This is a genomic window from Burkholderia sp. 4M9327F10, assembly GCF_005503145.1.
In the GTDB taxonomy this organism is placed as follows: domain Bacteria; phylum Pseudomonadota; class Gammaproteobacteria; order Burkholderiales; family Burkholderiaceae; genus Paraburkholderia.
Genome location: NZ_SCNV01000013.1, coordinates 56,234 through 83,151 on the forward strand (window position 1 = coordinate 56,234; position 26,918 = coordinate 83,151).

A 26,918-nucleotide genomic window follows, 5' to 3' on the forward strand; every position below is an offset into this window, starting at 1 on the left:
CCAGCCCAACGGTCGCTTGCGTTGAAGCGGCCGGTGAGCGGGCGACGTCAGTGGACCTTCGGAAAACCGTGGCGTTCGGCAAGCAGTGCAAGGATGCGCTGGCTATCGGTGACAAAGCGCTTTTCGCCGAGCGTCTGCGCGTCGTCAGGCACCGGATGCTCGTCGCCGAGGATCAGCACAGGCAGGCCCTGGTGATCGGCGTCGAGCGCCTGGATCGCCACCTCGCGCGGACGCGCAAACGGCAGACGCTGAATGTCGAGGCTGGCGGTCTTCGCGGGGTCGCTCGCGAGCAGTCCTTCTATCGGCGCACCATGCGGGCAAATGAAACGCTCGCCCGGGTATTTCGGATCGGCAAAGCCCGGTTCCAGCAGCAGGAGAAGATCTCGGCTCATGTTATGCGGTTATCCAGAAGGTAATAAGTCGAACGATTCTCGTCCCTCGATGGATATCGCGCCACGAAGAAATCGGCAGAACGATATGCGGCCAGCAACTTAGTCCCATGTAACGCCTGCTGCGACGCCCGCTGTCCGATTCCATGGCATAAGCTTCTAACAAAAAAATGGTTGCATCATGTGAGCGAGACCTTAATGTGACTGGTTCACATCGCACCTGCGCATGACGAAGCCGCATCGAACCCCATGTCACCTCATGCCGAAACAATTGCCGACTGGCTGCTTTCCGGTCTCGAGCTGAAAAGTACGATCTTTCACGTCGGCCAATATTGCGGCGCCTGGCAAGCCTCGACGGCAGGACGCCATCGGGCCAGCTTCCATCTCGCGCTGCACGGCGAATGCTGGCTGCACCTGCCCGCGAACGCAGAGCGAGCCGCGCAGAGCCTGCGCCTCGCGCCGGGGGACGCAGTGTTCCTGCTGCACGACATGCCGCACTGCCTGTCACCGAATCCGTACCCGCCGGCAAGCGGCCACGAAAGCGAACGCATCGGCACCATGTCGCCGCTGACATCGCCCGACGATTCGCTCGCCCCCGCCGACGGCAGCGTGGGGATCGCCTGCGGCTTCTTCGAGTTCAACTCGGAACTCGACGACATGCTGCTCAGCCTGTTGCCCGATCACATCGTCGCTCGGCACGACAATCCGTCGCTCGACGGTGCGCGCGCCATTTTCGACCTGATTCGCGCCGAAGCGCTGCGGGACGTGCATACGCCGTCGCCGCTGATCGCCCGCCTCACCGATCTGCTATTCGTCTACGTCCTGCGCGCCGTGGAGGGACGCGACGAGATCGCGCCCTGCTTCTGGTCGCTGATGCGCCGCGCGGAATTTGCCCCGCTCGTCGCAGCCATCATCGAGGCGCCCGCCGAGCGCTGGACCACCGACTCGATGGCGAGCTTCGTCCACATGTCGAGGGCGCGCTTTTGCAAGCAGTTTGTCGATATCTCGGGCCAGCCGCCCGCGCAGTTTGTCGCGCTGGTCCGCATGAAGCTGGCGGCCGCCATGCTGCGCGGCGGTGCAAGCATGCCCGATGCCGCCGAGCGGGTCGGCTACCACTCCGAATCCGCCTTCGCGCAGGCGTTCAAGCGCGTCACCGGCGTGCAGCCCGGCGCCTATCGCCGGCGCGCCGTGCAACCCGCCGGGGAGCCGGCCGCCGCCGCTGGCCGCGCAGCGCTCGCGGCGCTGCACTGATCGTCGGGTTGCGGGTCAAGCCGGCGCTTGACGCTGGACAAACTCGCATGATTCGCAGACAGGCGCGCATTGCCCAAGGGTAGTTGCGAGACTCACAATAAGACCTTACTTGTGAGGAACCACCATGAGCCGTCTGCATCTCCACACCCCCGAGAGCGCCCCCGAGGCCAGCCGCCCCTACCTGCAGCGCGCTCTGGCCGCCAATGGCTTCCTGCCGAATCTGGTCGCGTCGCTCGCCAATGCGCCTACCGCGCTCGAAACCTATCTGACGGTAGCGGAGATCAACGGGCGCAGCGGCCTCTCCCTGGCCGAGCGCGAGACGGTGCAGATCACGGCAGCCGGCATCCACGGTTGCGGTTTCTGTGTGGCGGGGCACACCGCAGTTGCACTCAAGAAGGCACAACTGGATCCGCAACTCGTCGAGTCCATCCGCGCCCAGCAGCCCTTGTCCAATCCGCGCCTCGAAGCCGTGGCGCAGTTCACGCGGACCGTCATCGCCACGCGCGGCGCCGTCGCCGACGAAGCGCTCGCGGCGTTTCGCGCGGCCGGCTTCAGCGACGCCAATGCGCTCGAAGTCGTCCTCGGCGTGAGCCTCGCGACGCTGTGCAACTTCGCCAACAATCTGGCGCAAAACGAGCTCAATCCGGAACTCGCCGCCTATCGCTGGACGCCGCAGGAACAGGCAGCATGAGTTCGCAGCCGCCGTCGTTACAGGAACGCGCGCCCGAACTCGCAGCATGGCTCGACGAACATGCGGAAGCGATTGACGCCCGCCAGGACTTCGCCGCGCAGATCTTGCCGCAGCTAGGCCGCGCACAGTTGCTGCGGATCGGCGTGCCGAGCGGTCGCGGCGGCCACGGCGGCAGCACGGCCGATGCGATCAAGGCCATTGCGAGCGTCGCCGCGCATTCACTCGCGGCCGCCTTTGTCTTCTGGGGACAGCGAACCTTTATCGAGTATCTGCTGCATAGTCCGAACGAAAACCTCGGCGCGCGCTGGCTGCCATCGCTCCTGAGCGGCGAACTGGCGGGCGCGACGGGTCTGTCGAACGCGATGAAGTACCTCTCCAGTCTGGAGCCGTTGCAGATGAACGCAACCCCGCTGGAAAGCGCGGGTACCGCGAGGCAATGGACGCTGAACGGCGGCTTGCCGTGGATCACCAACCTGCGCCGCGAAGGTTTTCTCGCTGCGGCCGCCTTCGATCATAGCGACGGTGCGCCGCCGTCGATCTTTGCGTTGCCCCACGACGCGCCCGGCCTTGTGCGCAGCGACGACCTCGACCTGATCGCGCTGCGTTCGAGCAATACCGCGGCGCTGCGGCTCGACGGCGTAGTGCTCGACTCGGCCTGGCAGATCACGGACGACGCGCGTGGTTTTCTCGTGAGCGTGCGTCCTGCCTTCCTCGGGCTGCAGTGCGGCATGTCAATCGGTCTTGCGCGCCGCGCCCTCGCCGTCATAGAAACCGGCAGCGCGGCGGTACGTGCTGCCGTCGCCGACGAAGCCTCATATCTGACGAACGAGCTGGCGGTGCTGTCGCAGCGGCTGTTCGACGGCGTCGAGCACGGCACTTTCCTCGCCACGCCGGCCGCGCTGTTCGAAGTGCGCATCGCACTGGCCACGCTGGTGGACGCGGCGGTTCGGCTCGAAGTGCAGGCAACCGGCGGACGCGGCTATTTGCGCGGTCAGAGCGGCTGCGCGCGCCGTACCCGCGAGGCGGCCTTTGTGCCGATTGTCACCCCCAGCGTGGTGCAGCTAAAAAACCAGCTCGCCCAGCATCGACAGACAAAAGCGGCATGAGTCACGTAAGCGGGACGCCCGCACCACGCGTCGAACTACGCGAGATTGGCCTCAGCTACCCAGGACGGCATGTGCTGCACGCCATCGACCTGCATGTGCAGCCGGGCGAGCTGGTGTCGATCCTGGGACCAAGCGGTTGCGGCAAATCCACGCTGTTGCGGATCGTCGCTGGCCTGCAGACGCCTACCCGGGGCCGGGTTCTGGTTGACGGCAAAATCGTTGACGGACCGCGTCCCGATGTCGCGCTCGCCTTCCAGGATCCTTGCCTGCTGCCATGGCTGTCCGTCGAACGAAACGTCGCCTTCGGCCTCGGCTTTGCTCGCCAGCCGCAATTGACGCGTGCCGCCCGGCGCGAGCGCGTCACCGTGGCGCTCGCCGCGGTCGGCCTGGAGCATGCGCGTCACTACACGCCGCGGCAACTCTCCGGCGGCATGGCGCAGCGCGTCGCGCTGGCCCGCTGCCTCGCCCGCCAGCCGCGCACGCTGCTGCTCGACGAACCGTTCGGTGCGCTCGACGAGCTTACCCGCGGCGATATGCAGCGCCTGCTGCTGCAGGTGGTGCGTGACACGGGCGCAGCCACGGTTCTCGTCACACACGACATCGACGAGGCCCTGCTGGTATCCGACCGGATCGTCGTACTCGGCAACCGCGGCACGCTGATTCTGCATCTCGCGCCAGACGCGCCCACGCCGCGTGAGGCCCATGTGCCCGCGCTCGGTGCGCTGCGCATCCAGATTCTTCAGGCGCTGCACGACTCGCAAGCGTCGGACTCGCCAACCCTCGCTCACGCATAAAGGCTCAACCGTATGTGCCAGCTTCCGATGTCTCGCCGCGAGTGGCTGAAACTCGCCTCGCTATTCACCGTCGCGGGAGCGGCGCCACTGCTTGGCGCCCTCAACGCACGCGCCGACACCGACCCCAACGCACCCGTGCGCATCGGCTATCTGCCTATCACCGACGCCACCCCGCTGCTGGTCGCGCACAACAACGGCTATTTTGAAGCCGCGGGTCTTGCCGTCGAGCAGCCTACGTTGCTGCGTAGCTGGGCGCAACTGGTGGAGGCGTTTCTGTCCGGGCAGGTCAACGTCGTGCATCTGCTCTCGCCCATGACCATCTGGGCCCGCTACGGCAGCCAGGCTCCAGCCAGGGTAGTCGCCTGGAATCATGTGAACGGTTCGGCGCTGACCGTTTCCCCTGAAATCGGCAAGCTCGGCGATCTGGGCGGCAAAACCGTGGCTGTGCCGTTCTGGTATTCGATTCACAACGTCGTGCTGCAGGATATGTTGCGGGCACAAGGACTTGTCCCGGTGCTGAAGAAAGACGGCGACCTCAAGCCGAACGAAGTCGGGCTCACCGTGATGCCGCCCGCGGATATGCCGCCCGCGCTGGCATCGAAACAGATTGCCGGCTTCATAGTCGCCGAGCCGTTCAATGCAGCGGCCGAGAGTCTCAAGATCGGCAAGGTCCTGCGCTTTACCGGCGACGTATGGAAGAACCACGCCTGCTGTGTGGTCTTCATGCACGAGCGGGATTTGAGCGAGCGGCCCGCCTGGTCGCAGAAAGTGGTCGATGCGGTGGTCAAGGCGCAGTTATGGACGCGCTCGCATCGCGAGGAGGCGGCGCAACTGCTCGCCAAATCCGGCAAGAACCATTACACGCCCCACTCGGCGAACGTATTGAGCGCGGTACTCTCCCCGCCGGCGGCCGATCAGGGCCGCTATCTGGCCGACCGCGCCATCGTCCACGCAGACTGGCACGCACAGCGCATCGACTTCCAGCCGTACCCGTATCCCGAGTACACCGAGGAGCTGGTGAAGCGGCTGAAGGCAACCCAGGTCGAAGGCAATGGACAGTTTCTGGGCAAGCTCGACCCGGCATTTGTTGCGCGCGATCTGATCGACGATCGCTTTGTGCGCAACAGCATCGCGGCCGCCGGCGGGATGAGCGCGTTCGGCCTGCCGGAGGGCTTTGAGCGCACGGAGACGATCGTTGTCTAACGCGCCGGTGGAAACCGCCTCCCTCTCCTCCCCACGCCTGGGCACTGAACGCGCCGGGCGTTCGCCACGACGCGCACACGGCTGGGCGCGCCGCTCGCTCGCCGGGCTCGCGGGTCTCGCGGGCGTCGTCGCGCTCTGGTGGCTGGCCGTCGCGCTGCTCACCGGGCCCGGCAGCCTGGCCGCGCAGTTCTCTCCGGCGCGGGCGGTGGCTACCTTGCCGTCGCTGATCGTGGACGAGCGCCTGTTCGTGCATATCGCCACCAGCTTGCGACGCATCGCCGTTGGCCTTGCGTGGGCGCTGCTGCTAGGTGTGCCTTTAGGGTTTCTGCTTGGCCGGGTGCGCGCGCTCGATACCGCGCTGTCGCCGACCCTGCAGTTCCTGCGGATGATCTCACCGCTTTCATGGATGCCGATTGCGGTGATGTCGCTCGGCATCGGCGATCGCGCAGTGTATTTCCTGCTGGCGTTCGCCGCGCTATGGCCGCTCGTGATGAGCACCGCTGCCGGCGTCGCGCAGATCGACCGGCGCTGGGTACAACTGGGCGAGAGCCTTGCGGCGACGCGCAGCGAAATGCTGTGGCATGTTTACCTACCCGGCATTGCCGCACATGTGCTTACCGGTGTGCGGCTCGCCATAGGCATCGTGTGGATCGTGCTGGTGCCGGCGGAAATGCTCGGGGTCAGTTCGGGACTCGGCTATCTGATTCTCGACACGCGTGACCGGCTCGCTTATTCGGAGCTGACCGCGGTCATCCTGGTGATCGGTGCGCTAGGCTTCTTGCTGGACTCCGCAGCGAGACTGCTTTACCGGCGCTTCGGCGCGGTTCAGTTGCAGTCCGAAGAATAATGATCGATGGGTTGCCAAGGCCTGTTCACGCTAATTTCACGCTGATGACGGCCCTGGCCACTCAGCAAGGCAATCCTTCCACGCGCGCGTCACGCATCACATCACGCAACATCGGCGCGATCCCTCTGCCAGACGCGGTTCGCATAAAGCGACGCTTCGAAGTCAGCCCGCACCTCGCCATTCATCCGTGCCACGTGAGCGTCCAGATCGGCAAGAAAGAGATCGCGGCTGATGCGCTGCACGACTGCGGGAATATCGCGCCGCATGCTCGGCACGTCGCCAACCGGCAAGCCGAAGCTCACAAATCCAGCCGGGTTGTAAACGTGAATATCGCGCAGGTATGGGGCACTCGCTGCATTCGCGGCGCTCTTTTCCAGGTATTCGAGCGCGGCGCCGAGGTAGGGATGCGCCCCGAGATAATCGTCGGCTTCATCCGCAGGGGGCACATACTGGTCGCGCCACAGGCGGATGTGCTGGGCGAAATCGGCGAGTTCGGGACGGGCGGCGGGATCGATGAAGTAACCGGTTCCGGCGATGGCAAAATCGAAGCTCAGCCGCTCGCCCGCAACACGTGCCTCAATCGCACCGTTAGCGATGCGCGCCTCGCTCCACGGCGCGCCGAGATGCAGATGGAAGTTCGGGAAGTTCGTGACGCGCTCGACCGCGTCGACCGGCGGCGTCGAACCCGAACGCCTGAAGCGCCGCGCCTGGGCCCAGCGGATCGCATCCGGCAACTGGAAATAGTTGTCGTAGGCGCCCGGATACGCGCGGGCTCGCGTAACCGGCACTGAGGGCAAGGTGGCGCGCCGCACGAACAGATGCACCTCACCCGCGCCCGCCTCGAGTGCGGTCGCGGCAGCATCGAATGCGGAAGCCGCGCCCCCCAGGACCGCCACCGATTTCCCGCGCAGCGCGGCGAAATCAATCTCGCTGGCGGTGTGGGCATAAAAGGCCGCGGGCAAGTCCTTCAATACATCGGGTATGTATGGCCCGCCATTGCCCGCCACGCCGTTAGCCAGAATCACCTTGCGGGCGGTCTCGACAACCTGCTGCACCTTCAGGCCGTCGCTCACCTCCAGATGCACGCGGAACCAGCCACCGGCAGGTTCGATGCGCGTGAGACGCGTGCCGTAACGGATCTCGACGCCCAGGAACTCCCGATACCACGCCAGATATTCCGCCCAACGCGCGCGCGGAATCCGGTCGATGTCCGCGTATGACTCATTGCCAAAGCGCGCCTCGTACCATGCCTGAAAACTCAAACCGGGCAAGCCGGTCTCGGGGCCCGCCAGGGTCTTCGGCGTGCGCAGCTTGTTCATGCGCGCCCGCGTGAGCCACACACCGGCTTTCGATGCGTCGCGCGCCGCATCGATCACGCTCACGCGGCCGATACCCGCACGCCGCAGCGCGAACGCAAAAGCCGCTCCCGTTTGACCTCCGCCTACGATCAGGACGTTGTGGTCGACGCCAGCCCGATCCGGCACCCAGTTATCGGGTGCCGGACCCAGCAGCCTCAAGGTATTGAGGGCTTCGTGATCGGGGTTCACAGGCTGTGTCATAACTGAATTCCGTTTTTCATTTCCACGGAGCGGCGAAGCGCCGCTTCAACACGCGTCGCGTCGCTCACTCAGGCCACAAACACATCGGCCAGATTGCCGTCCAGACCGTCCGCGGTGATAGTGTGGTTATGCACGCGCCGGTTATAGATGGTCACCTGCTTGAGCGTCACCAGATCGATGATCGGCAGATCCTGCCCCACCACCTGCTGGAACTGCCTGAAATACGCCACCCGGGTGTGCGGGTCGTTTTCCACGGCAGCCGCTTCGAGCAGGCGATCGACCTCGGGATTGCTGTAGTGCGTCGCGTTCGAAAAAGGCACCCCTTTCTTGAAGTTTTTCGACCAGTAGAGCCGCTGCACGCCGACGGTCGGATCGAAGGTATTGCCGAGGAAATTCGCGTCCAGGTCGAAGTCGCGGTCCGTGTAGATACGCTTGACGTAGGCCCCGAAATCCTGCGAACGCACCGTCGCCTCGATACCCGCGCCGCGCAGCGTTTGCCGCAGATACTCGGCAAGCCGCGCAAAGGTCGGATCGTAAGGATTGAAGTCCACATTCAGTGCGAAGCGAAAGCCATTGGACTGGCGCGGGAAGCCCGCCTCGTCGAGCAATTTTTCCGCCCTGGCCGGATCGTGCGGCCAGCTTGGCGCATGCGGATCGTAGAACTGCGTCAGCAACGGACTGATCGGCGAAGGCGCGACAATCCCATAGCCGTACCAGACCGTGCGCAGGATCGCCTCCCGGTCGATTGTGTGCGCGATCGCCTGGCGGACCTTCGGGTTGGCGAGGTAATGATTGTCGAGATTGAACTGAAGCTGCGTCTGCGCCGCATCGTAGCTATAGCCGCGCGACTCCAGCGCCAGATGCGGCAAGGCCTGCAGCCGCTGGATGTCGAGCAGCGGGACCGGGTTCTCGCCGGCGAGATCCAGTTCGCCGGTTTCCAGCGCCACGGCACGCGCGGCCGGGTCGCCGATAAAGCGCAGGACCAGTTCGTCGATATACGGTTTGGGGGCGTCCCAGTAGTCCGGGTTGCGCACGAACACGGCGTTGCTGCCGCGCTCCCAGCTCTTGAAGCGGTACGGCCCGGTGCCGATTGGCGCGATGTTATGCGGGTTGTTGAGCGGATCGCCGCTATCGTAGAGGTGCGCCGGCACGATCGGCGACTCGGAGGCTGCGAGCGCATAGATCAGATAAGGTGCAGGCTTGGACAGTTGCAGCACCGCCGTGTGCGGATCGGACGTACGGACTTCGAGCACGTTCGCGAACGTGGTCCGGCCGCGCGAATGATATTGCTTCAGCAGACCAATCGACGTGGCAACGTCCTTCGAGGTAAACGGCTGCCCATCGTGCCAGCGCACACCTTGGCGCAACCTGAAGGTGTACTGCAGTCCGTCGGCGCTGATCGCCCACGCAGTTGCCAGTTGCGGCTGCGGCTGCACGTTGAAGTCGTAGCTCAGCAGCCCCTCGGTCACCTTGGGACTCACCTTTTGTTCCGCGCCCGCTGTGGTCGCGAAGTTGATCAGCACATTGGGTTCGGGATTCACCAGCAAGGTCAGCCGGCCGCCTCGCTGTGGTGCGATTGCGGGCGTTTGCGCCGCGGCATGCGCGAGCGATGCGAACGGGCCGAGCACCACACTGGCGGCGCTGCCCGCGAGGCCCAGCAATGCCGCGCGCCGGCGGGAATCAAACGGGTTGCGATACTGCATGCAGGCTCCTTACGAAAGAGAGCGCCACCCGCCGGGTAGCGCTCTACGATATCTGTCGGATCCGCTGCACGATAGCAAGCGCCGCACCGGCAATGAACGATTAAATTCAGGATTGCATATGTATCTGAAGGGCGGCTGCGCGTACCCGTTTTGGCGCCCGTAAGCTGAACATTTTTGACGCTATAGCAGCGCCCGTTCACGCAGAAATGCGGGTCAATTAAATAGCAGAATTCCTTCTTTGGTGTTTACCGCGGGCACGTGCTTAACTGTTTCCGCTCCAGTCATTTTGCCGTGCCGCCGTTCGGCCCAACCCGCAGCACCGCGACGCCTCAGCCAGTTTCGCCGGACCCGCGCTCTTTTGCCGTGGGCCGGTATGGATACCTACTGTGACCCATTCAACACCCGTCGGGCAAACGCTCGGCTCCACGACCATCGTTCCGGTTTCCGCCGAAGCTTCGCGTTTCGTTCCGGTCCCCTCGCCCGCCGCTTTCTCCGACAGCCCGGTGTCACGGGTACTCGCGCAACCGCTGATGCTGGGCCTGTTCCTGCCGATCCAGGCGGGCGGCTGGAGCGCCTCCACCTTGCCGCGCAGCACGGACTGGTCGTTCGACTACAACGCCGCGCTGGTGCAGCAGGCGGAAAACTTCGGCTTCGACCTCGTATTCGCGCTGTCGCAATGGCTGCCCAAAGGCGGCTATGGCGGCGTATTCAATGGGCAGGCTCTCGATTCCTTCATGTCGCTGGCCGCGCTGACCGGCCGCACCGAGCGCATCATCCTTGTCGCGACCAGTCACGTCCTCTATGGGCCATGGCATCCGCTCCACTTTGCGAAGTTCACGGCCACGCTCGACCATATTTCGAAGGGGCGCTGGGGAATCAACGTCGTGACCGGCCATCGCGCCATCGAGCATGAGATGTTCGGCTGGCAGCGCATCGAACACGACAAGCGCTATCAACTGGCCGCCGAGTTTCTCGACGCTGTCCAGCAACTCTGGGCGCAGCCCGAGAACTTTACGTTTGCACCGGAGTTGTCGAGCTGGCGTCTGAATGGTGCATTCGTCACGCCCAAACCCCGCTTTGGACGCCCGCTGCTCGTCAACGCAACGGGGTCGGACGCCGGCATCGATTTCGCCGCCCGCTATTCGGACATCGTCTTTATCACGAGCCCCAACGGCTCCGAGATCGAAGGGGCACTCGAGGCATTGCCGGCTCACACCGCGCGCGTGAAGGCCGCTGCCGCAGCGCAGGGGCGCACGATCCGCACGCTCATCAACCCCATGGTGATCTGCCGCGAAACCGCCGCCGAAGCGCGCGCCTATCACGACGCCATCGTCGCGCACGGCGATGAAGGCAGCTTCCACCGCTTCGACAGCGACGCTCATGCATGGCGCGGCGGCAGCGCCCAGCGCACCCAGGCGGCGGCCCGCGCAGTGGGCGGCAACATCGCCATCGTCGGTTCGCCCGAGCAGGTCGTCGACTACATCGTCCGTCTGCACAAAGCGGGCGTCGACGGTATCCAGCTTAGCTTCTTCGACTTTCAACCGGACCTCGAATTCTTCGGCCAACGGGTCCTGCCCCTGCTGCGGGAAACCGGTCTGCGCCGCTGACTCGCCGTGGCGCCTGCTGCTCAAAACGCTAACCCTAAAAAAGGTGGGATTCATGAGTCGTCTCTGGTACACGCGCTGCCCCGCGCCGACGCCGTTTGGCATCACCGTGCAAAAGGACTGGCTGCAGCAGGAATTCGCGGCTGACGGCATCGAAGTGAAGGCGCTGCAAGATGCCGATGACGTGGCGATCCGCCGCTCGCATTTTACGCACAGCCAGCCGTGGTCGTTCCGGCAAGGCGGCAATATTCCCGCGCTCTGGGCGCGGGCCCAGGGCAGCGACACGCGGCTGATCGGACTCACCTGGGTCGACGAATTTCAGGCGCTGATCACGCTCGACAAGCAACTCGAACCGACAGCGGCAGCCCTCGAACGGCGCCGCTTTGGCCTGCCGCGCAATACCCGCTCCAAGGTGGTCGACTTTCACCGGGCCACCGCCCTGCGCGGCCTTGCGTCGCTGCTGCAGGCCTCACGCGTGCCGTTCCCGAGCATCGACCTGGTCGAGCTGCCGCATACGCCGCGCGGCCTCGAAGACGCCAGGCCGGATGAGAACGCGCCAATCGGCGAGTGGCTCAGTGCGCAACGTTCGCATGAATTTGCCCGTGAAGCCCAAGCGCTGCTGCGCGGCGAAGCGGATGTGGTGTTCGTCAAAGGGGCGACCGGACTCGAAATCGCCAATCTGCTCAACGCGAAGATTCTGGTCGAGATTTCCGCGCAGCCGGATCGCTGGGCGCACGCCAACAACGGCACGCCCCGCCCGCTAACGGTCGACGCGCAATTGCTGCGCGAGCGCCCGGATCTCGTGGAGCGCGTGTTGTCCCGCACGCTCGACACGGGCGACTGGGCCCGAGCGCACCCTGAAGATGTGACCGCGTATATCGCCCGTGAGACGCGCACCGCGGAACATTGGGTCAAGCGCGCGTACGGAGGAGGCGTGCATCGTCAATTGACGATCGGGCTCGACCCCGAGTCACTTGCCGCGCTCACGGACTTCAAGCGCTTTCTATTCAAGTGGGGCTTTATCCCGTCCGACTTCGATATCGAGCAATGGGTCGATCCCGCCCCGCTCGCCGCCGCGCTCAAGCGCCGCGAGGCGCATAGCGGCGTGGCCGCCTGAAACGAACATCACGCCAATCCAGACAAAGCCCGCTTCATTCCTGCACCGCAATTTACGCCCTGCGCAAAGACCCATGGCAATCACCCGATCGCATACTCCCTTAACCCGTGGCCTCCTGTTTGCCCTGATCCGCACGCTCCTGATCGCGCTCGCTGTCACCGCCCAATTTGCGGCTGCGCAAACGCGCGGCGGCACGCTCAATTTCGTGGTGACACCGGAACCCACGGCGCTGGTCGATCTGGCAACGACGGCAGTCAACGTGCTGAAGGTCAGCCCCAAAGTGACCGAGGGGCTGCTCGATTACGACTTCAACTTTCAACCCAAGCCCCTGCTCGCCACTTCATGGGAAGTCTCCGGCGATGGCCGCAAGTATGTTTTCCATCTGCGCCACGGCGTGAAATGGCACGACGGCAAGCCGTTTACCGCTGAGGACGTCGCCTTCTCGATCCAGACGCTCAGGCAGGTTCACCCGCGCGCCAAGACAACCTTCGCCAACGTCACGGACATCGCGACGCCTGATCCTTACACGGTGGTCATCAGCTTGTCGAAACCCGCGCCGTATCTGATCAAGGCTTTTTCCGCCACCGAAACGCCCATCGTGCCGAAGCACATTTATGACGGCAGCGACGTATTGACCAATCCGGCTAACAACGCGCCGATCGGCACCGGCCCGTTCCGCTTCGTCAAATGGGTGCGCGGCAGCTACATCGAATACGCGCGCAACGACGACTACTGGGACAAAGGCAAACCGTGGCTCGACCGGATCATCGTCAAGGTCATCGACGACCCCGCGGCCCGCACCGTGGCGTTCGAGAACGGCTCGGTCGATCTGGGCGGCGATACTCCGGTGCCGTTATCTGACCTCGCACGGCTGAAGGACAACCCGAAGCTCGCCATCGAAACCCGCGGCTACGAATTCCAGGCGGGCGCCGCACGCATTGAGTTCAATCTCGACAATCCCTATCTGAAGAACCCCAAGGTGCGCGAGGCGATCGCCTCGGCGCTGGACCGCGAAGTGATCCGCAAGGTGATCTACTACGGCTACGCTACCCCGATCGCCGGTCCGATCATACCCACCAACCGCTATTACGACCCGGCGCCCACGCCCTATCCGTTCAACGTCGAGCACGCCAACGCGCTGCTGGACGCGGCCGGTTATCCGCGCAATGGCGACGGCGTCCGCTTTGCGCTGACGCTCGATCCGCTGCCGATCGGCGATCTGCCTACCCGCACCGCGGCATACATCAAGTCGGCCCTGGCGCGCGTGGGCATTGCCGTCACCGTACGCAGCCAGGATTTGCCGGCCTATCTGAAGCGCATCTATACCGATCGCGACTTCGATTTCAGCATCAACGGCATGAGCAATCTGTTCGACCCGGTGGCGGGCGTCGCGCGGCTCTACACCACCGACAACTTCCGGCACGGCGTGCCCTTCACCAACGGCTCCCACTACAGCAACCCGGAAATCGACCAGCTCTTTGCGCAGGCCGCGGTGGAAACCGACGAAGGCAAACGCAAGCAGTTGTTCGCAAGCATCCAGCACATCCTCGAACGCGACCTGCCCGATCTCAACCTCGTCTCGCCGCAGTATGTGACGGTGTATTCGCGAGCGGTGCACAACCACACGATCTCGCCGGACGGCACGGCGGCCAGTTTCGCCGACGCTTGGCTGCAGCACTGAGGCACCACCATTCATCCATGCGAGTCCCACGCCGCCCCGATTCACGCAACGCTTTCAAACAACTCAAGCCAATCTGACCATGGAATATCGACAACTCGGCCGCAGCGGCATCAAGGTCTCCACACTGACGCTCGGCACCATGATGTTCGGCGGCCCGACCGACGAGGCCACGGCCGCACGCATCATCGACAAGGCGCACGAACAGGGCGTGAATTCGATCGACACCGCGGATGTCTACGCGGGGGGCGAATCCGAGCGCGTCGTCGGACGCAGCATTGCGGCGCAGCGCGAGCGCTGGGTGCTTGCCACCAAGTTCGCCAATCCGCTGCGCGACGGTGACGTCAATGCGGGCGGCACGTCGCGCAAACATGTGGTGCGCGCAGTCGACGCCAGCCTCAAGCGCCTGAACACCGACTATATCGACCTGCTCTACATTCACCGCGAAGACCACCACACCCCCATCGACGAAACGGTTCGGGCGCTAAACGACCTGATCCAGGCGGGCAAGCTGCGCTATTACGGTTTGTCGAATCATCGTGCCTGGAAGATTGCCGAATTCAGTCACACCGCCCAGGCGCTCGGTCTGGATGCACCGGTAGCGAGCCAGCCGCTCTACAACATTGCGAACCGCCAGGCGGAAGCCGAGCAGCTCACCGCGGCGCATCGCTATGGACTGGGCGTCATTTCCTACAGCCCGCTGGCGCGCGGCGTGCTGACCGGCAAGTACGAGCCGGGCGCGGCGCCCCCGTCCGACACGCGCGCCGGCCGCAGCGACCGCCGCTTGCACCAGACCGAATGGCGACCCGAGTCGCTGGAACTGGCGCGGCGGGTTCGCGAACATGCCGAGGCGCGCGGTTTGAGCGCGGGCCAGTTCGCGCTCGCCTGGGTGCTCAACAGCCGCTATGTCAGTTCGACCATCGCCGGGCCGCGCACCGAGGCGCAATGGGACGACTATCTGCCGGCGTTGCGCTACCGGCTGAGCGCGGACGACGAAGCATTCGTGGACTCGCTGGTGACGACCGGTCATCCCTCGACACCCGGCTTCAACGATCCCGGCCATCCGTTCTTTGGACGGCTTGCGCGCCACGGCGCGCAGGCGGAATGACTCAACCCGACCACGCCAGCGGTCGTTGCAAGCGATAAACCATGACTCTGAACCGACGAGATTTTCTACAAACATCGCTCGCGCTGATTTCAGCGGGGGCCGCGGGCGCCTTGCCTGGCTTTGCGCATGCGGCGTTGCCTGCACCCGTGAACGGCGGCACGCTTACCTTTGCGATCCAGCAGGACCCGCCTTCGCTCGTGTCGCTGCTCGATACGAATACGGTCATCCGCAATATCAGCGCGAAGATCACCGAGGGGCTGCTGCGCTACGACGCCCAGTTCAAGCCGCAACCGCTTCTGGCAACCGAGTGGAGCATCAGCGCCAGCGGACTCGAATACACCTTCAGATTGCGCCCCGGCGTGAAGTGGCACGACGGGCAGGACTTCACTTCGGCGGACGTGCGCTATTCCATCCTCACGCAAAAGAGGCTCGGGCCGCGCGGGCGCATCACACTCGCCAATGTGGAGCGCGTCGACACGCCGGACGCGCTGACGGCGGTGATTGTGCTGAGCAAGCCGACTCCGTACCTGATCAAGGCGCTCTCCTCGGCCGAACTGCCGATTGTCCCGCAGCACCGCTACGGCGACGGCGACCCGCTCGCGAGCCCCAATCTCACGGCGCCCGTGGGTACCGGCCCGTTCATCTTCGACAAATGGGTGCGCGGCAGCTATGTGAGCCTGCGCAGGAATCCCGATTACTGGCGCAAGGATGCGCCGCATCTGGACCGCGTGATCTACCGCGTGCTGCCGGATCAGGCCGCCATTTCAACCGCGCTCGAAACCGGTGAAGTAGACGCTGCGCTGAATGTCGGCCTCGCGGATCTGGAACGCCTCGCGCAATTGCCGCAACTGAGGATCGACGATACCTACGACGCCTATCTGAACAACGCCGCCTTCCTCGAACTCAATGTCGAGAATCCGGTTCTCGCGAGGCCCGAGGTGCGCAAGGCGATTGCCCAAGCCATCGACCGCAACTTCATCAAGGACAATGTCTTCTACAAGCGCTCGACGGTGGTCAACTCGCCAATCCCGGCGATTTTGTCGAACTACTACGACGACAGCACGTTTCACTATCCCTACGACCTCGCAGCCGCCAACCGCCTGCTCGACGAGGCCGGCTATCCGCGCCAGGCCGACGGCCAGCGTTTCGCGCTCAGGCTGACCTACATCACCGGTGGCGATTTCAAGCGCGCCGCCGACTACCTGCGCGCCGCACTCGCGCGCGTCGGCATCAAGGCCAGCATTCTGGACGGCGATCTGCCGACTTACCTGCGGCGCACCTACACCAGCCGCGAGTTCGATCTGAACCTCAACGGTCTGGGGCGCCTGTATGACCCGACGGTTGGCGTGCAGCGCATCTATTGGGGGGATGGCGTCAAGCATCCGCTGATCTGGATCAATGCGTCGCACTACCAGAATCCGCAAGTCGATGAACTGTTCCGCGAGGCCGCCGTCGAAACCGACGATGCGAAGCGCGCCGCCGCCTTCCGGCAGATCCAGCAGATTGTCGGGCGCGACCTGCCTGTGTTGCCGCTCGTAACGGTTCCATCAGCGCTGCAGGTCTATCACACGCGGGTTCACAACCTCAACAACAGTATCGACCTGACGGCCGGCGACTTCTCCGACACCTGGGTCGAGCCTAAAACCTGAAACCTGACACTTGAAACCACCTGCACACGAGGCGTATCGAACCATGAGCCAACACCCATTGGATAACCCCAGGCAAGCCGAGCTCGACGCGCTGACTTTCGCGAGCGCCCGCGAGCAGGCGCGTGCGCTTGCCGAGGGCCGCGTCTCGGCGCTCGCGCTGCTCGAGCATAGCCTCGCGCGCATCGAGCGCTTCGACCGTGCCCTCAACGCAGTCGTGGTGCGCGACGACGGGCGCGCCCGGCTCGCTGCCCGCGAAGCCGACGCGGCGCTCGCGCGTGGCGAACGCCGCCCGTTGCTGGGCGTGCCGATCACGGTCAAGGAATCTTTCGATGTGGCAGGACTCGTCACTTCGAGCGGCAACCCGGCATACGCGGACAATCGCGTCGAGCACGATGCACTGGCCGTAGCTGCGTTGCGCGAGGCCGGCGCGGTGATTATCGGCAAGACCAACGTACCGCTCGGCCTTGCCGACCTGCAAAGCTACAACGCCAACTACGGCCTCACTCACAACCCGTGGGATCTCGCCCGCACACCCGGCGGTTCGTCCGGTGGTTCGGCAGCCGCGCTGGCGGCCGGTTATGTCGCACTCGAACTGGGTTCGGATATCGGCGGGTCGATCCGCATCCCGGCTCACTTCACCGGCGTATACGGCCACAAGCCGAGCTACGATCTCGTCGCACGACGAGGCAGCGGCGTGCCGTCGGGACGCTTCAGCGGACGCGATATGGGCGTGGCCGGTCCGCTCGCGCGCACGGCCGCCGATCTCGACCTCGCGCTCGAACTGCTGCTCAATCGCGACCCGCTCACCTCGAAGGCGTGGCGCGTCACCTTGCCGCCCGCGCGCCACACGCGGCTGGCAGACTTCCGCGTGCTCGTCATCGGGGCGTGGCCCGGCACCGCGCAAAGCCTATCCGAGCGGCAGGTGATTGAACACGTGGTCGAACGGCTGCGCACCCAGGGCGTGAAAGTCACCCGCGCGGCCGACCTGCATGACGGCCCGCATAGGGGTCTGCTGCCCGACCTGCCCAGATCGCACGCGCTTTACCGCTCGCTGCTCGGCGCTTCGCTCACGGAGCTGCCGGTCCTGAGCGCAGCGTCCCAGCAGCGTCTTGCGACATTGGACCCCGCCGACGAAAGCGCGGATGCCGCCTGGCTGCGAGCGCGAACGCTATCGCATCGCGACTGGCTCGCGGCGAACGAACAGCGCCTTGCCTTGCGTCATCAGTGGGAGCGGCTGTTCGAATCGTTCGATGTGGTGGTCACGCCGGTCGCACCGGTGCCGGCCTTTCGCCACAATCACGAAGAGCCGAAAGACGGTCGCACGTACCCCGTGGCCTTCCCGGATGGCGTGCGGCAAGTGCGCTTTGCCGACCTGTTCCACTGGGCCGGCTTGCCGGTTCTGCCAGGCTTGCCCGCCACCAGCTTTCCGCTCGGTCTCGATGACGAGGGCCTGCCGATCGGCGCTCAGGCTGTCGGGCCGTGGTTCGAAGACCGTACGCCGATCGCGTTCGCGCATCTGCTTGAAGCGGTCTATGGCGGCTTCCTGGTTCCCCCTGGGTACGAAGCCTCGGCGGCACGATGAGCACCTTGCCTCACGACCGCCACGCCGCAGCACACCCAACGCTGATCGCGCGCGCCGCCGAACTCGGCAGGCAGTTCGCCGCCGGCGCGGCAGAGCATGACCGCAGCGGCGCGCCGCCCGCCGCCCAGTTCGACGCGTTGCAAGCCGCCGGATTGCTCAGGCTCAATATCGCCGCAGACCGTGGCGGATACAACGCCGGCCTGAGCGTGGCGCGCGCCGTGGTGGGCGCGATCGCCTACGGCGATCCCTCGGTCGCGCTGATCCTTTCCATGCACTACTGCCAGCACGCCGCCATCGCGAAGTCCGAACGCACGGACGCGGGCGACTGGCCCGCTCATCTCATCGCCCGTCTCACGCGTGAATCGGTCGAAGGCCTCGCGCTCATCAACGCCGCTCAGGTCGAACCGGCGCTCGGCTCGCCTTCCTACGGCGGCCTGCCGGACACCATTGCGCGCCGCAGCGGCGATCAATGGCGCCTGTCCGGCCGCAAGATCTACGTCACCGGCGTGCCTCTTCTGTCGTGGATCAACGTATTGGCCCGCACCGACGAGGACGAACCGCGGCTCGGTCACTTTCTGGTGCCGCGCGAGGCGCCCGGCGTGCGGATCGTGGAAACCTGGGACCCGGTCGGCATGCGCGCCACGGCCAGCCATGACGTGCTGTTGGTGGATGCTGCGATTCCCGCGGCCGACGTGGTCGCGCTCAAACCCGCCAGCCTGGGGGTGCAGCGCGACCCTTACAGCACCGCCTGGTATTTCAGCCTGGTAAGCGCGGTCTACGACGGCGTGGCCCGCGCCGCCCGCGACTGGCTAGTCGAGTTCCTCAATCAGCGCCGTCCGAGTGCGCTCGGCGGCGATTCGCTCGCCAGTCTGCCGACGGTGCAGGACGCCGTGGGCCGGATCGAAGTCCTGCTCGCGACCAACGACTGGCTGTTGCGCAGCCATGCCCAAGCCCTCGATGCCGGCACGGCGCCCGATTCGCTCGCCGCCACCGTCAAGCACGTCGTCATCGACAACGCCGTTGCAGCCGTGGAACTGGCAATCGAACTCGCCGGCAACCACGGTATCGCACGACGCAATCCGCTGGAGCGGCACCATCGCGACGTCCTGTGCGGCCGCATCCACGCGCCGTCCAACAGCCTGCTGCGCGGCAATGCGGGGCGAGCCGCGCTGCGGTCTGTTTAGATATCCATATCATCAGCGGCGATCTATCCCTAGCTCAAATCAATTGATTTATTTGGCGAAATTATCTTGACCGATTATTTCTAATATTTAGAGAATAGGTCGTCGCTCGCTGCCTTGCGAAGGACATTTCTCATATAAAACTTCTCGCTAATTATTTCGAACTCCTATGAAACGTAAACTTTTTGCGCTGAGCGTCTCGTCCCTATTGGCGGGAACGGCTCACGCCCAAAGCAGCGTCACGCTGTACGGCATTGTCACCGGCGACGTGACCTATGTGAACAACGTCCAGACGGCAGCCACATCCAAGTCCGGGAAGCCGGTAGGCGGCGGCTCACAGGTCGCGCTACTGGATAGCGGAACCTCGGGGATATCGTCGAGCCGCTGGGGCTTCAAGGGCGTCGAGGATCTGGGCGGCGGCATCAAGACGCTATTCCAGCTGGAGAGCGGACTGAGCGTCAACAACGGCACCCTGGGGCAAGGCGGCACGGAATTCGGCCGCCAGGCGTGGGTCGGACTCTCGGCCGAGCACTACGGCACATTCAGTTTGGGGCGCCAGGCCGACACCTCCGTCGAATTCGTCTCGCCGCTCCTGTTCATCTGGTACGGCGGCAATCTGACGATCCACCCGGCCGACTACGACAATCTGAACTTCACCCACCGCATCAACAATTCGCTCAAGTATCTATCGGATTCGTACGGCGGTTTCCGCTTTGGAGCGTTGTACAGCGTGGGCGGCATCGCCGGCAACGTGACGCAAAACCAGCTCTGGTCCGCGGGCGCGGCGTACACAGGCGGCTCCTTTGCGTTCGCCGCATCCATTCTCAATGCACGCAACCCGAACAACTCGCTCTATGGCACCAATGCCAACGCCAGTGCGACGGGCAACAACCTCGGCTCGGCGGGCTCGGCAACGTCTGCGGAGTCCAACCCGGCGATTGCGGGATTCGCCTCGGCCAACACGCAGCAAACCATTTCGGTGGCGACCACCTACACGGCGGGCCCGGCGATCCTGGGCGCGGCGTACTCGAACACCCAATTCCGCGGGCTCGGCACCACCGCCTCGCTCGATACGCTCGGATACAGCGGCTCGACCACGCTGCAAACGGGGAGTCTGAGCGTGCGCTATCAGGTCACCCCGTTCCTGCGTGTCGGCACCTCGTTTGACTACACGACCGGGGGCAGCGTGGGCGACAAAGGCAGCGCCAAGTACGAACAGTTCAACCTCGAGGCGGGCTATTCGCTATCCAAGGCGACTGACCTTTACGTGACCGGCGCCTTCCAGCACGCGAGCGGAACCGATTCGCTCGGCCGGCCCGCGGTGGCCGACATCGGCTATCTGTCCCCCTCCGCGACCAGCAAACAGGTCGCAGTATCGGCGGGCATCAGGCATCTGTTCTAAGCCGGCAAACCGGTGCGGGGCACCTCGCAACGAGGCGCCTCGCCTCTCTCGCGCATTCCAACATCGCATATTTGCAAAGCACAACAATGCGTTTGATTTATAAAAGACGCTTGCGTATCGTGGCTTTTCCCGCATGTTTGCGCCTCTTTTTGCCTCTTCCTGCCTCTGCGATCCGGTACCTATGATGAAGCATCTACTTTTCCTCCAGCACTCCGCGGCGCGGTAACCGGTCATGGTGACAATTGCCAGCCAACTCGGTGAAAGCTTTAACGACGAGATACGCGCGCTGCTGCCCGGCATACGCGTGCTGAGCGTCCCGCGCGGCACACCGGCCGAACTGCCCGACACAACCTCGATTCTCGTTGCCGCGCCGATCATCGTGCGCGGCGCACAGGCGCCGGAGCGCCCGCCGCCCGGCTGGCCGTTCGGATTGCAGTGGGTACAACTGGGCTCCTCGGGGATCGACTTCTATCCGCGCTGGTTCTTCGACGGCCCGCCCGTCACCACCGCACGCGGGACATCGGCCGCGACCATTGCCGAATTTGTGCTGGCCGCCATTTTCGCCAGTGCGAAGCGCTTTCCCGATATCTGGATTCATGGTGCCGATCAATGGGCCATGACGCCGCTTGCGACCGTAGAGGGCAGCACGGTCGGCATCTTCGGCTTCGGCGCAATCGGCCAGGCAGTCGCGCAGAAAGCCCTGGCGTTGGGCGCGCAGGTGCTGGCGGTGCGGCGCCAGGCGCAGCCTGCCTCGAACGGCAGCGGCGGCGTGCAGTTTGCCGGCGATATCGGCGAACTGGCCGAACGTGCCGATCACCTTGTTCTTGCCGCGCCGGCTACTCCGGCTACGCGTGGGATTGTCGATCGCGCGCTGCTAGCCCGTGCGAAACCGGGCTTGCACCTGATCAACGTCGCACGCGGTTCGCTGATCGACGACGAAGCGCTACTCGACGCGCTCGCAGACGGACGCGTCGGCACCGCGTCACTCGATGTCACCGAACCGGAACCCCTGCCGGCGGGCCATCCGTTCTACACCCACCCGCGTATCCGGCTCTCGCCGCATACCTCGGCGATCGGCCCGCGCAATACGGTCGAACTGGCCCGCAAGTTTGCGCGCAACTTTGCCTCGTTCACGTCGGGTAAGGCGCTCGAAGACGTCGTGGATATCAATCAAGGCTACTAGGAGCACGCTATGACAGTTGAATTTATCGGCTACGTCAGCCACCAGGAATCGAGCGAAATCCATTTGCCGCAGGGGCCGGCGCTCAACCCGCCATGGATCGCAGCGGTGGCGCAGGCTCATGAGTACGGCGGCTTCGACCGCGTATTGATCGCGCATTCCAGTGCATCGCCGGACGCCTTTCAGATTGCCAACTTCGTCGCCCAGCAAACGCGGCGCCTGGGCATCCTGCTCGCGCACCGCCCCGGTTTTGTGGCGCCCACGCTCGCCGCCCGGCAGTTCGCGACACTCGATCACTTCAGCGCGGGACGCGTCGCGGTGCACGTGATCTCCGGTGGAGACGATACGGAACAGCAGCGCGACGGCGATTACCTCGACCATGACGAGCGCTACGAGCGCACCGACGAATATCTCGACGTGGTCAAGCGCGCATGGACCAGCGAGACGCCGTTCGACCACGCAGGGCGCCACTACCGCGTCACGGGTCATAAGTCGCAGATTCGCCCGCTGCAGCAGCCGCATCTGCCCGTCTACTTCGGCGGCTCGTCGGACGCGGCAATCCGTATCGCCGGCAAGCACGCCGACGTGTATGCGCTGTGGGGCGAATCGCTCGACCAGGTTGCCGATACGATCGCTCGCGTGCGCGCCGCGGCGGCGCCTTACGGACGGGACAAGACGATACGCTTCAGCCTGTCGCTGCGGCCAATTCTCGCGCCGACCGAGGAGCAGGCGTGGGCGAGAGCGGAATCGATTCTGGAGCGCGCCAAAGAGGTGGTGACGCGCTCACCGAACTTCACGCGCCGGCCGAGCGAGCCGAAAAACGTCGGGTCGCAACGCCTGCTCGCGGAAGCGGCCAAGGGCGCCGTGGTCGACAAGCGCTTGTGGACCGGCATCACCGCCCTGACACGGGCCGCGGGAAATTCCACGGCGCTGGTCGGCACGCCTGAACAGGTTAGCGAGGCGCTGCTCGAATATCACCGGCTCGGGATTACGACGTTCCTGATTCGCGGTTTCGATCCGCTCGAGGACGCGCTGTCGTATGGACGGGATCTGTTGCCGCTGGTTCGCGCGGCGGTGCAGGCTAAAGCAGGCGGTGAAGACACCAACGGCGCCCACAGCGCTCACACCGCCAACCGTGACGCCGGGCATCCGGCCCACGTCTGACGCCTGGCAGCGGAATCGCTCAGGAAACCGTGTCGGCTTCTGCAAGCGCAGTAGCCGCCGCCCCGCTTCCGCGAACCGCCGACACGAGCAGGCGCGTGTACGGATGAACCGGGCTGCCGAATACCTGCTCAGGCGCGCCCTGCTCGATCAGCCGCCCCTCCTTGAATACCAGCACGCGGTCGCTGATGTGCTGCACCACGTCCAGATCGTGCGAGATAAACAGCAGCGCAGTGCCTAGCCTAGCCTGCAATTCGCCGAGCAGGTCGAGCACTTGCGCCTGCACATACACATCGAGCGCCGACACGGGTTCGTCGCATACGATCAACGCCGGTTCCGGCGCGAGCGCCCGGGCAATCGCAATACGCTGACGCTGCCCGCCGGATAGCGACGGCGGACGACGGTCCAGAAAAGCCGCCGACAGTCCCACCTGTTCGAGCAAACCAACCGCGCGTTCCGTCGTCTGCTGCTTCGACAGGCCCTGGGTGAACAGGCTCTCTTCGAGCAAACGCCGCACGGTGTAGCGCGGATCGAACGAACTGAGCGGATCTTGCGGGATGTATTGCAAGCGGGTCCGCAACGGCGTGCGATCGCGCTCGCGCACCTCGTGGCCGTTCCACTTCGCGCCGAGCAGGCGCACCTCGCCCGCGTCGGGTTCGAGCAGGCCCAGCACGATGTTCGCGCACGTGCTCTTGCCCGAACCGGACTCGCCGACAATGCCGACCACCTCGCCTGCGCCGACCGTGAACGATACGTCTTCGAGCGCGGTGAAGCGCTGTTTCGGATCCGCGCCCGGGCGGCGATAGCGCTTGCCGATCCCCTCTACATCGAGCACGGTTCGGCTTGTATCGCGATGACGCACAGGCAACGGTTCGCGCAGGATGGAAACCGCGCCGCCTGGTGTCGCGACGCCCGGCTCCGTGCCGGGCGTCCGCACCTCATCCGTACCCGCCACGAAGCGCGCCGAACCGAGCCGGTATCCTTTCGAGCCGGCCGAGGGCCGCGCGGCCAGCAGTTGCTTCGTGTACGGATGGCGCGGGCTGGTCAGCACCTCGTCGTATGTCCCGGCATCGACTACGATCCCGTCATGCATCACCAGCACACGATCGGCGATACCCGCCACCACCGACAGGTCATGACTGATCAGCAGCACGCCCACCCCCTGCTTCAGCCGCTCTTCGAGCACGGCCAACACCTGCACCTGCACGGTGACATCGAGCGCGGTAGTGGGCTCGTCGGCAATGATCAGCGCAGGCTGACCGGCCACCGCCGAGGCAATCAATGCGCGCTGCCGCAAGCCGCCGGACAACTCATGGGCATGCTGCCGCGCCCGCTGAGCCGGATCGGGAATGCCGACGTCGGCCATCACCTGCTGCACCCGCTGCGCAATCTCCCTGCGGCTGCGCAGCAAGCGGTGATGCGCGATCACCTCGCCGACCTCCGCGCCGATCGTGCGCAGCGGGTCGAGCGACACCTGCGCGTCCTGCATCACGAGGCCCGCGAATGTGCCGCGCAAGGCTCGCCAGTCACGCTCGCGAAACTTCAATGCGTCGCGCCCGCCGATCAGGAAGCGCGCCGCCTCGACTACCGCATCGTGGCCCGCCAGGCCGAGCAGGCTACGTGCAGTCAAGCTCTTGCCCGAGCCCGACTCGCCGACCAGCGCAACGCATTCGCCGGCATGAAGTGTCAGGTCGACGCCTCGCACGAGCGGCGCGCCGCCGTTGGCATGGCGAAAGCCGATGTTGAGCCCCGTAATCTCAACGAGCGGCTGTTGCGCGGAGGTGATCCCGGCAACCCCGTCCGTCCCGGGCGACGCTTCCGGCTTATCCCGTGAGCCACTGAATTCTCGCCTGCGTAGCACGCTGTCGTGCTCCCTGCGCTCTATCCGCTCCGTAGCCGCCGTCATCGCGTGCGCCCCTCGAAGTTGCGTTGCAGATACTTGCCGAGCACCGAGAACGCGATCACCGTCAACGTGATCGCCAGTCCCGGGAACACGCTCGGCCACCACGCGACGCGCAGTACATCGCGGCTTTCCGCCAGCATGACACCCCACTCCGGTGTCGGCGGCTGCGGACCGAGGCCAAGGAAGCTCAACCCCGACACCGCGATAATCGCCGCACCGATATCGATGGTCGCAATGACCGGCACGGCGCTCAACACATTCGGCAGCAGATGCCGGAAAAATACCTGCCGGCGGCTGAGCCCGGAAGTCACGGCATGCGTCACATAGTTGGCACGACGTACCAGTTGGGTGCGGCTGCGCACCACGCGTCCGAACTTCGGAATGCCGGCAATGCCCACGGCAATCGCAATGTTGACAATGCCCTGCCCGAGAAACGTCACCACGAACAGCGACAGCAGGATGGACGGAAACGCCGACAGCACGTCGAAGGCGCGCGACGCCGGCTCATCGATCCACCGGTTGCCGAGCCCGGCCGCGATCCCGAAGACGAGGCCGATCGCGAGACTGACAATCATGCTCGCAAGCCCGATCAACAGCGAATAGCGCGCCCCGTAGATCACCCTGGCGAACACATCGCGGCCGATGCGGTCGGTGCCAAACCAGTGTGCCGCGTCCGGCGGCTGCAGGCTTTGCGTGACGGCACTCACCAGTGGGTCGTAGTGCGTCACCCAGCGGGGCAGCGCGAGCGCGAAGGCCAGCAACGCGAGGAACACCACCGCGGCGATCACGCCGGGCGGCCAGATTCTGCGCCGGCGTGCAGCGGGAACGCCCGCGCCCGCTTGCGTATCGCGGCCAGCGATCAGTTCGGGCCGGACGGAATCGGAAGCACTCATCGGGTATTCAGCCTCGGATCGATAAACAGGTAGGCGACATCGAGCAGCGTCGAAATCGCCACATGGATAAAGGCGGCCAGCAGCACCACCGCCAGCACCACCGGCAAGTCCTGCGACATCACCGCGTTCAGCGTCACCGTGCCGATGCCGGGCCGTCCGAACATTTTCTCGGTGATCACGGCGCCTCCGAGCAGGCTGCCGATCAACCAGCCGCCGAGCGTGACGACCGGCAACAGCGCGTGCCGCAACACATGCCGCACCCGCAAGGCGAACTCACCCAGCCCGCGCGCACGAATGGTCGTGACGAACGGCTGGTCGAGCGCCTGTTCGAGCGCCTCACGCATCACCTGTGACAAAACGCCGGCCGTCGGCAACGCGAGCGTCACGGCCGGCAACACGAGTGAGCGCCAGCCCGCCGCACCGGAAACCGGGAAGACGCGCCACTGGAACGACAGCAGGATCAGCAACAGCATGCCTAGCCAGAACACCGGCGTCGACGTGAAGGCCAGTTCCAGCACGGAAGCAATGCGAATGCTCCAGGCGCCGCGCCCGGCGGTCAGCGTCGCCACCGTTACGGCGATGGCAAAAGCCAGCAAACCGGCCGCTATCGCAAGCTGCACGGTCGGCCACACCTGGCTGCCGAGCACTTCCGTGACCGGCTGCTGCATCACGTACGACGTCCCCAGGTCGCCGTGCAGCAAGCGCACGAGGAAGTGGCGGTATTGCCAGCCGAGGCTGTGGTCGAGTCCCCATTGCGCGCTGATTGCCTCGCGCAGTCCGGGATAGGACAGATCGCCGGCCAGCACGTCTTCGATACGGCCGGGCAACGCGTGAATCGCCGCAAACGTGGCGCTGGCGGCCAGCCACAGCACCAATACGCTGGTCAGCACGCGCACGAGAATTTTCTTCAGCATCGT

The 26,918-nt window shown here is 64.9% G+C and carries 22 protein-coding genes; 16 read left to right on the top strand and 6 right to left on the bottom strand.

The window, feature by feature from the left end; all coding sequences use genetic code 11:
* Positions 1-47: 47 nt before the first annotated feature.
* Entirely contained in the window at positions 48-392 is a 345-nt protein-coding gene (locus FFS45_RS14795; protein ID WP_137955399.1) for a DUF3088 domain-containing protein, read from the bottom strand.
* 246 nt (positions 393-638) lie between these two features.
* Here FFS45_RS14795 and FFS45_RS14800 point away from each other — a divergent pair, with 246 nt between their 5' ends.
* From FFS45_RS14800 to FFS45_RS14825, 6 genes are all read left to right on the top strand, one after another.
* Positions 639-1,640 (top strand): AraC family transcriptional regulator, encoded by a 1,002-nt coding sequence (locus FFS45_RS14800; protein WP_137955400.1) that lies wholly within the window; start codon positions 639-641, stop codon positions 1,638-1,640.
* A gap of 124 nt (positions 1,641-1,764) precedes the next feature.
* Complete coding sequence (locus FFS45_RS14805; RefSeq protein ID WP_137955401.1) at positions 1,765-2,331, top strand: carboxymuconolactone decarboxylase family protein; 567 nt, start codon at positions 1,765-1,767, stop codon at positions 2,329-2,331.
* The gene (locus FFS45_RS14810) at positions 2,328-3,437 is read left to right on the top strand and encodes an acyl-CoA dehydrogenase family protein (protein ID WP_137955402.1); all 1,110 of its coding nucleotides are present in this window, start codon (positions 2,328-2,330) and stop codon (positions 3,435-3,437) included. Before FFS45_RS14805 ends, FFS45_RS14810 begins: the two co-directional genes overlap by 4 nt.
* On the top strand, positions 3,434-4,231 hold the full coding sequence (locus FFS45_RS14815; RefSeq protein WP_137955403.1) for an ABC transporter ATP-binding protein: 798 nt from the start codon (positions 3,434-3,436) through the stop codon (positions 4,229-4,231). The genes FFS45_RS14810 and FFS45_RS14815 overlap by 4 nt, the downstream gene beginning before the upstream one ends.
* 12 nt (positions 4,232-4,243) lie before the next feature.
* On the top strand, positions 4,244-5,434 hold the full coding sequence (locus tag FFS45_RS14820; RefSeq protein WP_137955404.1) for an ABC transporter substrate-binding protein: 1,191 nt from the start codon (positions 4,244-4,246) through the stop codon (positions 5,432-5,434).
* Positions 5,427-6,281 carry an ABC transporter permease gene (locus FFS45_RS14825; RefSeq protein WP_137955405.1) on the top strand — a complete coding sequence of 285 codons (855 nt, stop codon included), beginning with the start codon at positions 5,427-5,429 and terminating at the stop codon, positions 6,279-6,281. Before FFS45_RS14820 ends, FFS45_RS14825 begins: the two co-directional genes overlap by 8 nt.
* A 101-nt stretch (positions 6,282-6,382) precedes the next feature.
* On the opposite strand, the gene FFS45_RS14830 is transcribed toward FFS45_RS14825, so the two are convergent.
* Both FFS45_RS14830 and FFS45_RS14835 read right to left on the bottom strand, forming a co-directional pair.
* On the bottom strand, positions 6,383-7,840 hold the full coding sequence (locus FFS45_RS14830) for a SidA/IucD/PvdA family monooxygenase (RefSeq protein WP_137955406.1): 1,458 nt from the start codon (positions 7,838-7,840) through the stop codon (positions 6,383-6,385).
* Positions 7,841-7,908: 68 nt separating this feature from the next.
* On the bottom strand, positions 7,909-9,543 hold the full coding sequence (locus tag FFS45_RS14835) for an ABC transporter substrate-binding protein (RefSeq protein ID WP_137955407.1): 1,635 nt from the start codon (positions 9,541-9,543) through the stop codon (positions 7,909-7,911).
* Between the two features lie 431 nt (positions 9,544-9,974).
* On the opposite strand from FFS45_RS14835, the gene FFS45_RS14840 reads away from it, so the two are divergent.
* The 10 genes from FFS45_RS14840 to FFS45_RS14885 all read left to right on the top strand — a co-directional run bounded on the left by FFS45_RS14840 (position 9,975) and on the right by FFS45_RS14885 (position 23,208).
* Positions 9,975-11,150 carry an LLM class flavin-dependent oxidoreductase gene (locus FFS45_RS14840; RefSeq protein ID WP_137955481.1) on the top strand — a complete coding sequence of 392 codons (1,176 nt, stop codon included), beginning with the start codon at positions 9,975-9,977 and terminating at the stop codon, positions 11,148-11,150.
* Between the two features lie 52 nt (positions 11,151-11,202).
* Positions 11,203-12,264 (top strand): ABC transporter substrate-binding protein, encoded by a 1,062-nt coding sequence (locus FFS45_RS14845; RefSeq protein ID WP_137955408.1) that lies wholly within the window; start codon positions 11,203-11,205, stop codon positions 12,262-12,264.
* 73 nt (positions 12,265-12,337) lie between these two features.
* Positions 12,338-13,945 (top strand): ABC transporter substrate-binding protein, encoded by a 1,608-nt coding sequence (locus FFS45_RS14850; RefSeq protein WP_137955409.1) that lies wholly within the window; start codon positions 12,338-12,340, stop codon positions 13,943-13,945.
* Between the two features lie 79 nt (positions 13,946-14,024).
* Complete coding sequence (locus FFS45_RS14855) at positions 14,025-15,050, top strand: aldo/keto reductase (RefSeq protein ID WP_137955410.1); 1,026 nt, start codon at positions 14,025-14,027, stop codon at positions 15,048-15,050.
* 41 nt (positions 15,051-15,091) lie between these two features.
* Positions 15,092-16,699, top strand: coding sequence for an ABC transporter substrate-binding protein (locus tag FFS45_RS14860; RefSeq protein WP_137955411.1), 1,608 nt, complete (start codon positions 15,092-15,094; stop codon positions 16,697-16,699).
* Between the two features lie 43 nt (positions 16,700-16,742).
* Positions 16,743-18,281, top strand: a complete 1,539-nt coding sequence (locus FFS45_RS14865) for an amidase (RefSeq protein WP_137955412.1) — start codon at positions 16,743-16,745, stop codon at positions 18,279-18,281.
* A complete protein-coding gene (locus FFS45_RS14870) occupies positions 18,278-19,465 on the top strand; it encodes an acyl-CoA dehydrogenase family protein (protein ID WP_137955413.1) in 1,188 nt (395 codons plus the stop codon). Before FFS45_RS14865 ends, FFS45_RS14870 begins: the two co-directional genes overlap by 4 nt.
* Positions 19,466-19,631: 166 nt before the next feature.
* Positions 19,632-20,864, top strand: a complete 1,233-nt coding sequence (locus tag FFS45_RS14875; protein WP_137955414.1) for a porin — start codon at positions 19,632-19,634, stop codon at positions 20,862-20,864.
* A gap of 232 nt (positions 20,865-21,096) precedes the next feature.
* Positions 21,097-22,047 carry a D-isomer specific 2-hydroxyacid dehydrogenase family protein gene (locus FFS45_RS14880; RefSeq protein WP_137955415.1) on the top strand — a complete coding sequence of 317 codons (951 nt, stop codon included), beginning with the start codon at positions 21,097-21,099 and terminating at the stop codon, positions 22,045-22,047.
* Between the two features lie 9 nt (positions 22,048-22,056).
* On the top strand, positions 22,057-23,208 hold the full coding sequence (locus FFS45_RS14885; RefSeq protein ID WP_137955416.1) for an LLM class flavin-dependent oxidoreductase: 1,152 nt from the start codon (positions 22,057-22,059) through the stop codon (positions 23,206-23,208).
* 19 nt (positions 23,209-23,227) lie between these two features.
* On the opposite strand, the gene FFS45_RS14890 is transcribed toward FFS45_RS14885, so the two are convergent.
* The 3 genes from FFS45_RS14890 to FFS45_RS14900 are packed head-to-tail and all read right to left on the bottom strand — an operon-like array spanning position 23,228 to position 26,915.
* Positions 23,228-25,111 carry an ABC transporter ATP-binding protein gene (locus FFS45_RS14890; RefSeq protein WP_137955417.1) on the bottom strand — a complete coding sequence of 628 codons (1,884 nt, stop codon included), beginning with the start codon at positions 25,109-25,111 and terminating at the stop codon, positions 23,228-23,230.
* Positions 25,108-26,001: an ABC transporter permease gene (locus FFS45_RS14895; RefSeq protein ID WP_137955418.1), complete on the bottom strand. Its 894-nt coding sequence runs from the start codon at positions 25,999-26,001 to the stop codon at positions 25,108-25,110. Before FFS45_RS14895 ends, FFS45_RS14890 begins: the two co-directional genes overlap by 4 nt.
* Positions 25,998-26,915, bottom strand: coding sequence for an ABC transporter permease (locus FFS45_RS14900; protein ID WP_137955419.1), 918 nt, complete (start codon positions 26,913-26,915; stop codon positions 25,998-26,000). The genes FFS45_RS14895 and FFS45_RS14900 overlap by 4 nt, the downstream gene beginning before the upstream one ends.
* Between the last annotated feature and the right edge of the window lie 3 nt (positions 26,916-26,918).